The sequence below is a fragment of the Pseudomonas migulae NBRC 103157 genome (assembly GCF_002091715.1).
Classification (GTDB): domain Bacteria; phylum Pseudomonadota; class Gammaproteobacteria; order Pseudomonadales; family Pseudomonadaceae; genus Aquipseudomonas; species Aquipseudomonas migulae_A.
This window is the reverse complement of the sequence record NZ_BDAG01000053.1, coordinates 1-14,072: the sequence shown is the minus strand read 5'-3', so window position 1 is coordinate 14,072 and position 14,072 is coordinate 1. Positions and strand designations below refer to the sequence as shown.

Annotated in this window: 14 protein-coding genes; 9 read left to right on the top strand and 5 right to left on the bottom strand. The window is 59.6% G+C overall.

The genetic code is table 11. The features are described 5' to 3' along the window. Positions 1 to 31 precede the first annotated feature (31 nt). The 5 genes from PMI01S_RS27840 to PMI01S_RS27820 all read left to right on the top strand — a co-directional run bounded on the left by PMI01S_RS27840 (position 32) and on the right by PMI01S_RS27820 (position 5,748). Positions 32 to 1,150, top strand: a complete 1,119-nt coding sequence (locus PMI01S_RS27840) for a dihydrolipoamide acetyltransferase family protein (protein ID WP_084323292.1) — start codon at positions 32 to 34, stop codon at positions 1,148 to 1,150. A 10-nt stretch (positions 1,151 to 1,160) separates the two neighbouring features. Further along, positions 1,161 to 1,436: an acyl carrier protein gene (locus tag PMI01S_RS27835; protein ID WP_084323291.1), complete on the top strand. Its 276-nt coding sequence runs from the start codon at positions 1,161 to 1,163 to the stop codon at positions 1,434 to 1,436. 138 nt (positions 1,437 to 1,574) lie between these two features. Beyond that, positions 1,575 to 2,234: a c-type cytochrome gene (locus tag PMI01S_RS27830; protein WP_084323290.1), complete on the top strand. Its 660-nt coding sequence runs from the start codon at positions 1,575 to 1,577 to the stop codon at positions 2,232 to 2,234. A 123-nt stretch (positions 2,235 to 2,357) separates the two neighbouring features. Then, positions 2,358 to 5,198 (top strand): cation-translocating P-type ATPase, encoded by a 2,841-nt coding sequence (locus tag PMI01S_RS27825; protein WP_084323289.1) that lies wholly within the window; start codon positions 2,358 to 2,360, stop codon positions 5,196 to 5,198. 88 nt (positions 5,199 to 5,286) lie between these two features. Next, positions 5,287 to 5,748 (top strand): hypothetical protein, encoded by a 462-nt coding sequence (locus tag PMI01S_RS27820; RefSeq protein WP_084323288.1) that lies wholly within the window; start codon positions 5,287 to 5,289, stop codon positions 5,746 to 5,748. Between the two features lie 187 nt (positions 5,749 to 5,935). Here the strand turns inward: PMI01S_RS27820 and ftsH are convergent, their stop codons facing one another. Together ftsH and PMI01S_RS27810 are read right to left on the bottom strand one after the other, a co-directional pair. Further along, positions 5,936 to 7,777: an ATP-dependent zinc metalloprotease FtsH gene (ftsH, locus tag PMI01S_RS27815; protein ID WP_084323309.1), complete on the bottom strand. Its 1,842-nt coding sequence runs from the start codon at positions 7,775 to 7,777 to the stop codon at positions 5,936 to 5,938. Positions 7,778 to 7,799: 22 nt separating this feature from the next. Continuing rightward, a complete protein-coding gene (locus PMI01S_RS27810) occupies positions 7,800 to 8,447 on the bottom strand; it encodes a BON domain-containing protein (protein WP_084323287.1) in 648 nt (215 codons plus the stop codon). A 331-nt stretch (positions 8,448 to 8,778) separates the two neighbouring features. On the opposite strand from PMI01S_RS27810, the gene PMI01S_RS27805 reads away from it, so the two are divergent. Then, complete coding sequence (locus tag PMI01S_RS27805) at positions 8,779 to 10,164, top strand: MBL fold metallo-hydrolase RNA specificity domain-containing protein (RefSeq protein ID WP_084323286.1); 1,386 nt, start codon at positions 8,779 to 8,781, stop codon at positions 10,162 to 10,164. Positions 10,165 to 10,187: 23 nt separating this feature from the next. Beyond that, entirely contained in the window at positions 10,188 to 10,364 is a 177-nt protein-coding gene (locus PMI01S_RS27800; protein ID WP_174602689.1) for a hypothetical protein, read from the top strand. 41 nt (positions 10,365 to 10,405) lie between these two features. On the opposite strand, the gene PMI01S_RS27795 is transcribed toward PMI01S_RS27800, so the two are convergent. Both PMI01S_RS27795 and PMI01S_RS27790 read right to left on the bottom strand, forming a co-directional pair. Continuing rightward, positions 10,406 to 10,666, bottom strand: a complete 261-nt coding sequence (locus PMI01S_RS27795) for a hypothetical protein (protein WP_084323285.1) — start codon at positions 10,664 to 10,666, stop codon at positions 10,406 to 10,408. A gap of 64 nt (positions 10,667 to 10,730) precedes the next feature. Continuing rightward, positions 10,731 to 11,228: a BCAM0308 family protein gene (locus PMI01S_RS27790; protein WP_084323284.1), complete on the bottom strand. Its 498-nt coding sequence runs from the start codon at positions 11,226 to 11,228 to the stop codon at positions 10,731 to 10,733. Between the two features lie 257 nt (positions 11,229 to 11,485). Here PMI01S_RS27790 and groL point away from each other — a divergent pair, with 257 nt between their 5' ends. Both groL and PMI01S_RS27780 read left to right on the top strand, forming a co-directional pair. Further along, positions 11,486 to 13,105, top strand: coding sequence for a chaperonin GroEL (gene groL, locus PMI01S_RS27785; RefSeq protein WP_084323283.1), 1,620 nt, complete (start codon positions 11,486 to 11,488; stop codon positions 13,103 to 13,105). 95 nt (positions 13,106 to 13,200) lie between these two features. Then, positions 13,201 to 13,761, top strand: a complete 561-nt coding sequence (locus PMI01S_RS27780) for a nitroreductase family protein (protein WP_084323282.1) — start codon at positions 13,201 to 13,203, stop codon at positions 13,759 to 13,761. A gap of 181 nt (positions 13,762 to 13,942) precedes the next feature. Here PMI01S_RS27780 and PMI01S_RS27775 read toward each other — a convergent pair. After that, a partial coding sequence (locus PMI01S_RS27775) for an Hsp20 family protein (RefSeq protein WP_139811123.1) occupies positions 13,943 to 14,072 on the bottom strand: 130 nt, incomplete at its 5' end.

The following is a 14,072-nucleotide window of genomic DNA, read 5'->3' as shown; positions in this document are numbered from 1 at the left end:
CGGCTGCCGGATTGAATCTGGAGAGTCATCCATGATCGAGTTCAAACTGCCGTCGCTGGGTGCCGACATGGATGAAGGCACGCTACTGGAATGGAAAATACAGCCTGGCGATACAGTTAAGCCGGGGCAGGTGATTGCCGTGGTCGATACGGCCAAGGCGGCCATCGACGTCGAGTGCCTGCATGAAAGCACAGTCCTGCAATTGCTGGTCGACGTCGGTACGAAGATACCTGTCGGGACACCCATGGCACTGTTGCTGGAACCAGGAGAGGATCCGCAAAGCGTAAGGCGGACATCGCCAGAAGCACCGCTGGTGATCGAGGCGCATGACCTCTCGGGTCCCCGCCCACGTATTTCTCCAGCGGCGCGTCGGCGCGCTGTCGATCTGGTACTCGATGTCGATCATTTGAAAGGCCATGGGGCGCAGGGCGCTATAACCCTGGAAGATGTCGAAGTGGCCGCCCACCTGACGCATGAACCCGATCATGAACAGGCCATGCGCCAGACCATCGCCGCCGTCATGAGCCGTTCCAAACGCGAGATCCCCCACTATTACCTGAGCGAAACCATCGCCTTGGACAAGGCCATGAGCTGGTTGCAGGAGCACAACGCACAAAGCACGCTGCAAGAACGCCTGCTGCCTAATGTCTTGTTGCTCAAAGCAGTGGCATTGGCGTTGCGCGACTATCCCCAGCTCAATGGTGTCTGGCAGGACAACGCCTTCAAGCCGGCACGCGATATCGACCTTGGCGTAGCAATAAACTTGCGCCAGGGCGGCCTCGTTGCTCCGGTGCTGCATCAAGTGGCGGACTCGACCCTGACCCATCTGATGAGCGAACTGGCCAGCCTGGTGGAGCGGGCGCGCAGCGGCTCGTTGCGCAGTTCCGAGCTGGGCGGCGCCGGGATTACTGTGACGCAACTCGGCGATCAGGGGGTGGACAGCGTATTGGGGGTGATCTACCCGCCGCAGGTTGCCTTGGTCGGCTTCGGTCGTATCAGCGAAAGGCCTTGGGTGAGGGAGGGTCAACTGTGCGTCGTGCCCACCGTTATCGGCACTTTATCTGCCGATCATCGGGTCAGCGACGGTCATTATGGTGCTCGTTTCCTGGGTGAAGTGCGTCGTCTCTTGCAAACACCGCAGGCTCTTTGAGGAGGGGCATATGAATTCGCAAGTGATCCGCAATGAGGTGTTGCGCGCATTGAAAGGCATCGCCCCGGAAGTCGAAGTCGAACAGTTACACACCGATAGGTTATTGCGCGAAGAGGTGGACCTGGACTCCATGGATTGGCTGCGTTTCATCGAGGCGCTGAATCGCAGCCTCTGTGTCGCCATACCCGAAACCGATTATCGCGAGGTGGATACCCTGGACAAGCTCATTGCCTACCTGGGACAACGGCGCCAGCCGGGCTCCGACGGGCCCTTGAGCCAGACGTAGACCGCACGCTCAATGAAGCAGTGCGGGGGCGTTGACACCCTTGCTCCAAAGCGCTTCGCAAGATTGATTGAGGTTTGTCAATTGAAGGTGCCATCACCGAGCGAAAATGATTAAAAGCGCACTTCAGGAGTACAGGCCATGAGCGTCAAGGGCATGCAGCGTACTGACAACCGGTCACCTCCCATTCTGGCTATTTTCCTGGCCACGCTCATGGGCTGTACCGGGTCCAACGAAGAAAGGGCGCAAGAAACGGCGCCGATGTCCGCGATTGCCATGGCAGATAATGTCTGCTCCCTGTGCCACGGGCTGACGGGGGAGTCTGTCTCGCCGCTGGTTCCAAAGTTGGCGGGCCAGCAAAAGGACTATTTGACCTCACAGCTGACTGATTTCACACAACATGGCCGCACTGATGCAGCCGGTAATCGTTACATGGGGGGATTGACCCATTTGACCGGGACTCAGATTGTCGAGCTGGCCGACTATTTTTCCAGCCAGAGCGCCATGAAGGCGCAAGCCGATACGCCGGATGCGCGCGGTGAATCGATATTCCGCCAAGGTTTGCCGCAGACAGGCATCGCTGCATGCAGTTCCTGCCACGGTGTGGATGGACGAGGCAATGGGCTGGTTCCACGGGTGGCGGGGCAGCATGCAATGTATATGGCTCGCCAGATCCTGCGGCTTCATCAACGTGAGCAGGAAACACCCGGGGCCGCGATGAAGCCGACGGAACACGCACTGTCTCAGGCGGATGCCGAATCCGTCGCACAGTACATGACCACTCTCGGAACCAGGCAATGATCCCCGGACAGGGCGAATAGATGTCTGCGCGATTCGGGTTCCGGACATGCCTGGATCTCGCCAGCGCTGCTCGCGCCATCGGTCGAGCAACGACGCACACTCCGTTGTTGTTAAGGAGATGAAATGAGTAGCGCGCTTGAGCCGGGCCTGCACCGTATCACTTCGCCATACCTCAAGGACGTCGAAACGATTGTCCGCGAGCTGAACACTGACATCGGCCTGGGTTTATCCAGTGCGCAAGCCCAGGCCCGTCTGAGTCGTGACGGACCCAATGAGTTACGAACCAAACCGGCCAAGCCTGCCTGGCAGTATTTTCTACGGCAGTTTCATGACCCGCTGGTGTATCTGCTGCTCGTCGCCGTGGCCATCACCTTGGGCAGCTGGTTGCTGATGGACGGTCGCGATTGGCCGGTCGATGCGTTGGTCATCACGCTGATTGTGTTGGCTAATGCGTTCCTCGGGTTTTTCCAGGAAGCCCGGTCACAGCGCGCGGTTGCGACATTGGTCAACCTGACCCAGAGCACTTCTTCAGCCATCCGCGACGGAGCCCTGAGGCGTATCCCCAGTCACCAATTGGTGATCGGTGATCTGATGGTGTTATCCGAGGGTGACTCGGTGGGAGCCGATGCTCGCCTGGTCCAGGCCAATGCCTTGCGGATACTGGAGGCGTCGTTGACCGGAGAGAGTGAAGCGGTTACAAAAAACACCGCGTGCCCAGGCACTGAAGTGCCGTTGGCCGAGCGCGCCAATATGGTGTTCAAAGGCACCGCTATCGTCCAGGGCTCAGGGGTCGGAATCGTCACGGCCGTCGGCATGGCAACGGAAGTGGGAGCGATCGCGCATCTGTTGGATGTCACGACCGAGGAGGTGACGCCTTTGCAAAAGGAAGTGCGCGAGATAGGACGGATGCTCGGCATAGCGGCTCTGGTGATCGCCACGGTTGTCGTGGGGGCCGTGCTGATACTTACTCCCATTGACACTGTCGATGATGTGCTGCGGGTACTTTTGCTGGGTGTATCCCTGGCGGTGGCAGCGGTGCCCGAGGGATTGCCAGCCGTTCTGTCACTGGTGCTCGCCTTCGGCATGCTGCGGATGGCCCGAAATAAAGCCATCATCAAGCGACTGTCTTCAGTGGAGACCCTGGGGTCTGCGTCGGTTATCTGTACCGACAAGACCGGGACATTGACCCGTTCCGAAATGACCATCCAGCAAACCATGACAGCATCCGGCAAAGGGGTGGTCAGCGGTGTCGGCTACGACCCGAAGGGGCAGATTCATTACCCGGACCTCCCCAAGGGCAGTGGGCCGGTGCACTGTGAAAATGTGTTGTTATTGCGCGGCGGTAGCCTGGCGGGCAATGCCGCGCTCATGCAGAAGGAAGACGGCACCTGGGTGGTTCAAGGCGACCCGACCGAGGCTGCCTTTCTAGTGGCGGAGCGCAAGCTGGATGCGCCGCCACGCAGCATTAAACGTTTTGAGCGCGTGGCTGAAATACCCTTTACCTCTGATCGAAAAATGATGTCGGCACTGGTCATCGATCATGAGCACAATGATGAGCGACTGCTGATCAGCAAGGGCGCACCCGATGTGCTTCTTCAACATTGCACTCACGTTCAAGTCGGCAAGGATATCGTGCCACTCACTGCCGACCTGCGCGCAAAAGCCGTGGCCGATGTGAATGAACTATCGGGGGCGGCCTTGCGCACGCTTTCCGTAGCGTACCGTCCCTTGGCACCTGGTGATGAGGGCGCAATCGGCCCATCCCTCGAAACCGGCCTTGTTTTCATCGGTACGGTCGGCATGAGTGATCCACCGCGCGAGGAAGTCGCGCCGGCCATTGCCGAGGCCCATCAGGCAGGAATCCGCATCATTATGATCACGGGCGACCATCCGCGAACGGCGGCCCGCATCGCCGAGGATCTGGGCATCATTCAGGCCGGCGGCGGGGCGTTGACCGGGGCAGATCTGGACAAGCTGGATGATGCGGCCTTGGCCCAGGCTATCGAATCGACCTCGGTTTATGCCCGAGTGGCGCCCTCGCACAAGCTGAGGATTGTCGATGCACTGCAAGCGCAGGGACATGTGGTGGCGATGACGGGGGATGGTGTGAATGATGCTCCGGCATTGAAGTCAGCTGATATCGGCATAGCCATGGGCATTACCGGAACGGAGGTAACCAGGCAGGCGGGGGAAATGATTCTGGCCGACGATAACTTTTCGACCATCGTCCTGGCTGTTCGCGAAGGGCGGGGGATTCTGGACAATATCCGCAAGTTTCTTCGTTACCTGCTGTCTTCCAATATGGGAGAGGTACTGACGGTTTTTCTTGCCGTTGTGGGGGCCGGTGTCATCGGCCTGGTGGATGAGAGGGGCGCGATTATCCTGCCGCTGCTGGCCAACCAGATTCTATGGATCAACCTGATTACTGATGCAGCCCCGGCCATCGCCATGGGCTTTGATCCGCAAAACGAGGATGTCATGGCGCGCAGCCCTCGCAAGCCTTCGGATCGAATCATCGACACGCGCATGTGGGCAGGCGTCATTGAAGTGGGGTTGGTCATGGCCCTGGCGAGTTTGTTGACGCTCGACTGGATGCTGCCGGGAGGATTGATACCCGGTGATGCGTCATTGGTTCAAGCACGCACTGGCTGTTTTACCGTGCTTGTATTGGCGCAGCTGTTTAACGCGTTGAGTGCGCGCTCTGAGTCAAACAGTGCGTTCATCGCATTGTTCGCTAATCGATGGCTCTGGGGGGCAATTATCCTGGCCGTGGTCTTGCAGATTGCAGTGGTGCACTCGTCGCTACTCAACAAGGCCTTCGGCACGAGTGCTTTGACACTGAGCCAGTGGGGATTGTGTTTGGCAATGGCAAGTCTGGTCTTCTGGTTCATCGAACTGCGCAAGCTTCATTTGCGATTGAATAACCAGAAGTGGGTAAACCTGTACATAACGAAACATGAATAAGGCCGGGTGCAGCCAGGTTGATCAAAATCAATGGGGAGCCTGTTATTGGCCTCATGCTTTTGTCATCTATCGGTAAGGGCGTCTGGACATGAACATCAACAAGCTGATCGGGATACATACGGTGCAAGGCTGGTGGCGGAGCAAGGTGGCAACAACAGGAAACCTGCGCCTCCTGAGCCAAAGACTCTGGAGACATGACGCAATCTACTTGGTATTGATCTCGCTGGTGTTGATGGCGGGTTATTTTACGGCGTATCACTTTGCTGCTCATGCGTTAAGGGAATTGGTGAATGCCTGCTCCGCTCGTTTCGTGATCGAGCTAGAAGAAGCCGAAATAGGGACGCCCATCGAAGCATTGTCCCGATCCTTGTGCGAATGTGAGGCACGAACACTCCTTAACAAAAACGGAGTTGTACGACTTGCGTTGGTCGACAGGCATTTACTGGACCCGCAGACACTTGAACCTGTAACGGAGGAGGACGGCGAAGTGTGTATCAACGCCCTGTGGGCGCCTCGCGCCGAGGTGGCCAAGCGCCTGCCTCTTGAGTGACAGACTGTGAATCGTCACGATCTATCAATTCATGGTTTCAGGGCATAAGAGAAATAGCCGTGGATAACCGGTACAGGAACCGGCTCCACATTTTCAGGCGCTGCAGGCATTCGTAGTGAATCACCACCGCGACGATCACCACCAGCGTGTGATCCGCATCACTGCCAGCTTTCGCCAGCCCCCAGGGTCAGGACGATGCCACGTCAGTGCTTGCCGGTTGCGCGGCGAGCTGCAGAGGCAATAGAGGGGCGAACTCTTCTGGGGTCAGGGTCTCCTTTTGCAACAACAGGCGGGCACCGGCATCCAGCTCCGGGCGCAGTCTTTCAAGGAGGGTTTTGGCCCGTTGCCAGGCCTCGTCCAGCAATGCACGAATGGCCAGGTCGATTTCCCGTGCGGTTTGCTCCGAATAGTCCTTTTCGCCGGGACCAGGCATTCGTTCGCCGAGCCAGGTGGCGTTGCGGCGCTCCAGTACCGCCTGACCGAGTTCGCTGCTCATGCCGAAGCGCGTGACCAACTGGCGGGCGATGTCTGTTGCGTGGGTCAGGTCATCGGCGGCGCCGGTGGAAATCTCCCCGGTGGCGAGGAACTCGGCCGCGCGACCCGCCATCAGCACGACCATTCGGTCCTTGAGCATCTGGCAACTGATGAGAAAGTGATCTTCGGTCGGTCGCTGCAGGGTGTAACCCAGCGAGCCAATGGCCCGCGGCACAATCGAGACTTTGTGCACCGGGTCCATGGCCGGCAAATGACTGGCAGCCAGCGCATGCCCCATTTCGTGATAGGCAACGACCTGGCGCTCCTCGGGTCGCAACACGCTGCTTTTGCGCTCGACGCCGGCAATCAGCCGTTCGACGGCGGCGGTGAAGTCGACAAATTCGACCACGTCCGCGCCGCGTCGGGTCGCGACAATCGCCGCCTCGTTCACCAGATTGGCCAGGTCCGCACCAGTGAAGCCGGTGGTGATGTCGGCGATACGCTCGCTATCGATATTCGGCGCCACGGTAATTTTCTGCAGATGAACCTTGAGGATCGCCTGCCGGCCCCTGCGGTCCGGGCGGTCGATCAGCACTTGCCGATCGATTCGTCCTGCCCGCAACAATGCCGGATCGAGAATTTCCGGCCGATTGGTCGCGGCCAGCAACACTACGCCTTCGCGAGGATCGAAGCCGTCCAGCTCCGAGAGCAGTTGATTGAGGGTCTGCTCCTTCTCGTCATTGCCACCGAAGGCGCCGACGCCGCGCATCTTGCCCAGCGCATCGAGCTCATCGATAAAGATAATGCAGGGCGCAGCCTGGCGCGCCTGCTCAAACAGATCGTGGACCCGCGCGGCACCGACGCCGACGAACATTTCCACGAACTCCGACCCCGAGATCGAGAAAAACGGCACGCCGGCTTCACCGGCGATAGCCTTGGCCACAAGCGTCTTGCCCGTGCCGGGCGGGCCGACCAGCAGCGTCCCCTTGGGAATGTGCGCGCCGAGGCGGGCGTAGCGGGCCTTGTCCTTCAGAAAGGAAACGATTTCCATCAGTTCAAGCTTGGCTTCATCGATTCCGGCAACATCGGCGAAGGTGACGCCGGTATCCCGTTCGACAAACACCTTGGCCCTGGATTTGCCGATACTCATCAAGCCCCCCAGGCCCTGTTTTTCGGCGAAACCGCGGAACGCAAAATGCCAGGCCGTCATGATCAGCATCAATGGTAATAGCCAGCCCAACAGCCCACTGAGCAAGGTGTTCTCATTGACGCCGCTGAACCTGACCCTCGCCTGCGCCAGGTCCGCGGCCAGCGTCGGATCTACCCGCTCGGTGGTGAACAGTTCGCGGCCATCGATGGGCTCAAGCAATTTCCCACTGATCCGGTCTTTCTCTATTTGCAGATCGCTGACTTTCTGCTCGGTCACCAGTTGCAGGAACTGACTGTACGGAATGCTTTGCACGGCATGACGTTCGGCGGACAGAAACTGCACGAGGGCCAGCACCAGGAATGCGATCAGGAAATACGAGAGGTTCCACTGGTTATTGTTTTTCATGGCCATGGCCCGACGAGAACGTTTACGCCAGCAGCAGATGGTCTTCGACCCTGCTGACGCCTGGCACCGACCAGGCGGCGCGTTCGGCGATCTGCCGTTCACGCCACAGGTGAACCCGGCCTTCGAGCGTCACGACATCGCCTTCGACTTTGACGCGGATATCCTTGGCCTCGACTTCGGTATGGCGTTTGAGTGCATCTTCGATGCGTTGCTGGATATCGAAGACATCCAGTCGCGGCCGCAGGGTCAGGCGATTGTTTACAGCGATCACCCCGGTCAGCTTGCGCACCGCGCGTTCGACGGTTTCCTTCTGATATTGCCAGTCGACTTCGCCTTCCAGCGTGATCCGTCCGCCCTGCACGATGACTTTGACATCGCCCTCTGGAACGTCACAGCTCCAGTGGATGATTTTCAAGGCGCGGGTAGCGATGGTGTCGTCTGCCGTTCCGGCATTCCGATCCAACCTCACTTCGATTTCTTCAGCCAGCGCACGTACGCCCTTGACCCGTTTTACCGCGCGTTCTGCGTTGACTTTCTGAGCGTAGCTTTTTACGTGCCCCGTCAGGGTGACCACGCCATCCTCCACCGAGACGCCAATGTTGGCGGCGTCGATTTCAGGCTGGAATTCGAGTTCTTCCAGAATGCATTGACGCAGGCTCAAGTCGCTCATGACGGTGTCCTCGGTCGGATGTAAGAGGGCAGGGAACAGACCCCGATATTTTTTTCTACGCCTGAGCGAAAAAAATTTCCTTGAGGAATATCAATAATGCCTGTTTAGCCTGGCATTGAACGGCCCGCACACAAGTCAGCGGTTTTTTGACAAAGATCAGCGCCGCAACAGGCCACGCCAAATCGTGCGCCGCGCAGCCTGATGATCGTCAAGCCTGCGTCCGGTTTCGTCTGAACACTGGGCCGGTCATGCCGGCAGTTGATAAAAATCAAGCGCCAGCCAGGCAAAAAGAGCGATCAATGACGCACTTGTCAACGCTCGGGAGAGGGCCATGCGAATCACTTTTCTGGGGGCCGCGGGCACGGTCACCGGCAGCAAGTACCTGCTGGATCACAGGGATCGGCATGTGCTCATCGACTGCGGCCTGTTTCAGGGCTACAAGCAACTGCGCCTGCACAACTGGGATCCTTTCCAACTGCCGGTGCGGAATCTGGACGCGATTGTCCTGACCCATGCGCATCTGGATCACAGCGGCTACTTGCCGGTACTGGTGCGCAACGGCTATCGCGGTCCGATCTATGCCACGGGGGCGACCTGTGAACTGGTGAAAATTCTTCTGCTCGACAGTGGGCGCCTGCAGGAGGAGGAGGCCAGTTTTGCCAATCGCCATGGTTTCTCCAAACACGCGCCGGCATTGCCGCTGTACACCGAGCAAGACGCCGAGCAGGCCTTGAAGCTGCTGCACCCGATCGAACTGCATCATCGGGTCGAGATCGTGCCTGGTCTGAGCATCCTGTTGCGCGGGGCCGGGCATATTCTCGGCGGCGCGACGGTGGAAGTCGTCGCCGACGGCCTCACACTGCTGTGTTCAGGCGATCTCGGGCGACCCAATGATCCGCTGATGTTTGCCCCCGAAACCGTCGAGCAGACCGATTACCTGCTGGTGGAATCGACCTACGGCGACCGCAAGCACCCTGACGAAGACCCGCAGCAACAACTGGCCGACGTGATCAATCGCACGGCGTTGCGCCACGGCATTACCCTGGTGCCGTCATTCGCGGTCGGGCGGGCGCAACTGTTGATGTATCACTTGTACCGCCTGAAGCAACAGCATGCGATCCCGGATCTGCCGATCTATCTCAACAGCCCGATGGCCACGGATGTCACGCGTCTGTACCAGCGTTTTCACAGCGAACACCGGTTGTCGGCTGACGCGTGTGAGGGCATGTGCCATGGCACGTTTTTCGTGCGCTCGACCGAGGAATCGATCGAACTGGACAAGCGGCGCACGCCGGCGGTGATCATCGCCGCCAGTGGCATGGCCACCGGCGGACGCGTGCTGCACCACCTCAAGGCGTTGGCACCGAACCCGCTGAACTCGCTGCTGATGCCGGGTTTCCAGGCCGGCGGCACGCGTGGCGCGCAGATTGTCGCCGGTGCGCCTTCGGTGCGCATTCACGGCCAGGACGTGCCGATCCGTGCCGAAGTGGTGCCGATGCAGACCCTGTCGGCGCATGCCGATGCCGATGAGATCATCCAGTGGTTGCGCGGCTTCAAACGCCCACCGAAACACACCTTCGTGGTGCACGGTGAACCCAATGCATCGGACGTGCTGCGGCGGCGCATCAGTCTGGAACTGGGTTGGTCGGTGTCTGTGCCGGAGTATCGCGACAGCGTCGATCTGGCCGCTGTCGGTGAGAGGCAGAACAGTGCCTGACCCCGTTGCTGACGATCTTCAACGTGCGCGCCTACAAGCCGTTCTATCTCAGTCGCCCGGCGAAGCTGCCGGTGGTCAGTGCCCTGGCGGGGGGCCTGCTGGCCATCGGGCTGCCATACAACCCGATGGCCGTTTCGCCGGGCCTGGCGCCTTTGCCATTGCCCATCCTGGTGGCGGTGTTGTCGATCAGCCTGCTGTAGATGGTGTGTGCCGAACGCGCGAAACCTGTGTTCTCTCGCCTTCAACGGCCGTCACGGTGACTCGCGGGGGGCGGCGCGGTCATCGGTTGGGCGTGCTCCCTTGCCATCAGCCACTCCCGCCAGGCCTGGTGGTATTTCTCATCCGCACATTTTTTTGCGGCTGAAAACTTGTGCATGGTCTGGGTGGAAAAGGGTTCATCCAGCACGGCATAGGCTTGATCATTGAGGCGACCGGCCTCAAGAAACAGTGCCTTACAGTGGTTGATGGCGTCGCTGTCGATCTCGCAGGGTTTGATGGGCATGGCGGTTGACCTTCGGCAAGCAGGCAGTCGAGTCGGGGGTGTTCAACGACGTCCTGATCACGTGCTATTCCTCACGGGACCAGCGCACGTTCACGCCGTATTCACTGTCGCTGTAGTGGTATTCAGAGCTGCCTTTGAACGCTGCTTCCAGGGCGTGCCCCAGGCGATTGGCGAGGTGAATACCGGTGGTGGTCACGACGAGGTCGTCGGTCGCGTCATCGAGTTTGATAATGCGTTCGAGGGCATGCTCGGCCTTTTCCTTTTTCTCGGTGTGTTCAATCAGCTGGATGATCTCGCCACGGTGCTTGTGCAAGAAGCTGCCGGACAAAGTCAGGGTGCCCGCAGGCCGGTCGTCCTCGATGCGCCGACAGGCTGGACAGGTCAGTGTTTGCGCACCGTGAACCACGGTGTTTTCCGGGCGTTTCCAGCTCCAGGTTCCTGCGCCATACACAGCCTCACATTTTGGGCAGACGGCAGCGCCTTCTATGCGTGACGCACTATAGGGATCATGGGTGGGCGTTTTGAACAGTTTGTTTTTTTGGCTTTGCTGAAACTTGTCCATGATGTTCCTCCAGACAAATGAGAAGAATCGACGCGTGGTGAAACTCACCCCGTCATTTCGACGCGATCCGGGTTCGAGCGGGTTGATCTTTATCAACTGCAACGCAAGCGCTGAAAACCGTTCGGGTCAATGCGCCGGGCTTGCACGTGAGGCGACAGGAGGCTCGGGCTGTGCAGGATTTTGTTGATAAAAATCAACGCCGCCGGGGATAGTTAATAGACCCTTCCTGAACGTGGAACTGGCAGGGGAGCGATCCGATGGCTCACAGCAAACTGGTGTTTCGCGGGGCTGCCCGCGAGAGAATTCTCAGCGGTGCCACCCAGCTGGCGGACGCCGTGCGTGTGACGCTGGGCCCCAAGTCCAAATCGGTGTTGATTCAGAATAAATGGGGTAATCCAACGGTCTGCAATGATGGTGTCACCATTGCCAAGCGTATCGATCTGCTGGACCCGGAGGAAAACCTCGGTGCGCAAATGCTGCGTCAGGCTGCCGAACGCACCGGTGACGCAGTGGGGGACGGCACAAGCACTTCAACGGTGCTGGCCCACGCGATCCTCGCTGACGGCATCCGCAACGTGGTGGCGGGCGCCAGTGCGATCGACCTCAAGCGTGGGCTCGATCGCGGCCTTGCTTTGGTTGTGGAGTCTTTGACAGCGCTGGCGCGACCGGTGAGTACGCCCAGGGAAAAGGTCCAGGTCGCAACGCTGTCAGCGCATAACGATGCGGTCATTGGTCAACTGGTGGCCGATGCCCTGGAGAAGGTCGGCATTGAAGGGGTGGTCAGCGTCGAGGAATCCAAAACCACTGAAACGGTGGTCGAGGTCATGGAAGGCATGCGCTTTGACCGAGGTTACGTCTCACCGTATTTCGTCACCGATACCGAAAAAATGCAGGTGGAGCTCGATGACGCTTATCTGTTGTTTTGCGACCACAAGATTCTGAACCTCAAGGAATTGCTGCCGCTGCTCGAACTCGTGGCCAAGAGCGGCCAGCCCCTGGTGTTGATTGCCGACGACATAGAAGGCGAGGCGTTGACCACGCTGGTGGTCAATCAGATACGCGGGGTGCTGCGAGCGGTGGCGATCAAGGCGCCGGGCTTTGGTGACCGGCGCAAGGAAATGCTGCAGGACATGGCTGTCCTGACGGGAGGAACGGTGGTCTCCAGCGACTTGGGCATTACCCTCGAACAGGTCGAATTGAGCCAGTTGGGCCGGGCGCATCGGGTGGTGGTGCAAAAGGACAGCTCGGCGTTGATCGGGGGCGCGGGCAGCCGCGAGGCCATCGAGGCGCGACTGCAGCAAATCCGCGCGCAAATGGAAGCGACTACCGCCAGCGCTTACGACCGTGAAAAGCTTCAGGAACGGTTGGCCAGGCTCTCTGGCGGTGTCGCGGTGATCCGGGTCGGAGCGCCGTCGGAAGCCGAGATGAAAGCGCGCAAGGACGCGCTGGATGATGCCATTTCGGCAACCCGTGCAGCCATCGCCGAAGGCATTGTGCCGGGCGCGGGCATGGCCCTGCTCAAGGCCGTTCCGATGATTGCAGCCGAAGAGGCGCGTTACGAAGGGGATGCCCGCACCGGCCTGCAGATCATGCGGCGCGCGCTTGAGGCGCCGGCCAGGGTCATCGCTGAAAACTCGGCGGTGGATGCCGGCGTCGTTGTCGCGCGGATGCTGGCGGAGCCCGGCAACATCGGCTTTGACGCTTCGGCCAATTGCTACGTCGATCTTTACGAGGCCGGCATCATCGACCCGGCCAAAGTGGTGCGGATTGCCCTTGAAAATGCCGTGTCGGTGGCCAGCGTCCTGCTGCTGACCGAAGCGACATTGACTGACATTCCGGAAAAGGAATCGCCGGTCCCGCCAGCGTTCACCGAGTGAGGGCCGGCGATGGCCGGCGATGGCGCCGGACCAGGTCCCCTTGCCACGTCCTTGCGGTGTAGCACTACCGCCCCCCCTGAAAGGAGGAACGCCCCATGAACATCGACCAGGCCATCTCCGCCCGGCACTCGACACGGGAATACACGACGCAGGCTGTTGATGAAGAGGTCATCGTGCGCCTGATCGGTGCCGCCACCCTGGCGCCGAGCGCAATGAACCTGCAACCCTGGCGATTCACGGTGATTCGCGACCAGGCATTGCTGGACCGTATTTCACGCGAGGCAAAGGCCTGCCTGCTCGAAACGCTAGCACCGGGAGCGCAATCGGAGCGCTTTCATGCGTTGCTCGACGACGAGCACTTCCAGATCTTCTACCACGCACCAGTACTGATCCTGATCTCGGCTGAAGCGCCGGGGCAATCGGTGGTCGAAGACTGTGCGTTGGCCGCCCAGAACCTGATGCTGAGCGCCTGTGCAGAAGGGCTTGGCACTTGCTGGATCGGTTTTGCCCAGCGATATCTCAATACCCCGCAAGGCAAGCAAGCGCTGAATCTTCCGCAGACGTGGGTCCCGGTGGCACCGATCATCGTCGGTCATCCGAAAACCGAGCCGGCGCCCGTTGCCCACCAGGCACCGCAGATTCGCTGGATTGGTTGATGCGTCAAGGGCCGTCCTCCGGTGATGGGGAGCGCCCAGGCATTAATCCCTCGGGGCAGGGGACGGATCGTCGATTATTGCTGCGACGAGTGGCCTCCACTCGGCACAGACATTTTCGGAGGCTGCGGCGCATGAAAAAACCCCTTGCCGGTTTCCCGACAAGGGGCATAAAGGTGCGGATTCACTCGCCCTTGATCGGCACGACCTTATCCGCTTTCATGGCTTCGGGCTTTTTCGGCAGCGAGATGCTCAATACGCCTTTGCTGAAGTGCGCTTCGATCTTCTCGGCGTCGACCCCTTTGGGCAGGTTT

What these genes read in the sequence shown, in the direction of transcription:
- PMI01S_RS27840 (WP_084323292.1), top strand. Translation starts at nt 32, where the DNA reads ATGATCGAGTTCAAACTGCCGTCGCTGGGTGCCGACATGGATGAAGGC.
- PMI01S_RS27835 (WP_084323291.1), top strand. Translation starts at nt 1,161, where the DNA reads ATGAATTCGCAAGTGATCCGCAATGAGGTGTTGCGCGCATTGAAAGGC.
- PMI01S_RS27830 (WP_084323290.1), top strand. Translation starts at nt 1,575, where the DNA reads ATGAGCGTCAAGGGCATGCAGCGTACTGACAACCGGTCACCTCCCATT.
- PMI01S_RS27825 (WP_084323289.1), top strand. Translation starts at nt 2,358, where the DNA reads ATGAGTAGCGCGCTTGAGCCGGGCCTGCACCGTATCACTTCGCCATAC.
- PMI01S_RS27820 (WP_084323288.1), top strand. Translation starts at nt 5,287, where the DNA reads ATGAACATCAACAAGCTGATCGGGATACATACGGTGCAAGGCTGGTGG.
- ftsH (WP_084323309.1), bottom strand. Translation starts at nt 7,777, where the DNA reads ATGAAAAACAATAACCAGTGGAACCTCTCGTATTTCCTGATCGCATTC.
- PMI01S_RS27810 (WP_084323287.1), bottom strand. Translation starts at nt 8,447, where the DNA reads ATGAGCGACTTGAGCCTGCGTCAATGCATTCTGGAAGAACTCGAATTC.
- PMI01S_RS27805 (WP_084323286.1), top strand. Translation starts at nt 8,779, where the DNA reads ATGCGAATCACTTTTCTGGGGGCCGCGGGCACGGTCACCGGCAGCAAG.
- PMI01S_RS27795 (WP_084323285.1), bottom strand. Translation starts at nt 10,666, where the DNA reads ATGCCCATCAAACCCTGCGAGATCGACAGCGACGCCATCAACCACTGT.
- PMI01S_RS27790 (WP_084323284.1), bottom strand. Translation starts at nt 11,228, where the DNA reads ATGGACAAGTTTCAGCAAAGCCAAAAAAACAAACTGTTCAAAACGCCC.
- groL (WP_084323283.1), top strand. Translation starts at nt 11,486, where the DNA reads ATGGCTCACAGCAAACTGGTGTTTCGCGGGGCTGCCCGCGAGAGAATT.
- PMI01S_RS27780 (WP_084323282.1), top strand. Translation starts at nt 13,201, where the DNA reads ATGAACATCGACCAGGCCATCTCCGCCCGGCACTCGACACGGGAATAC.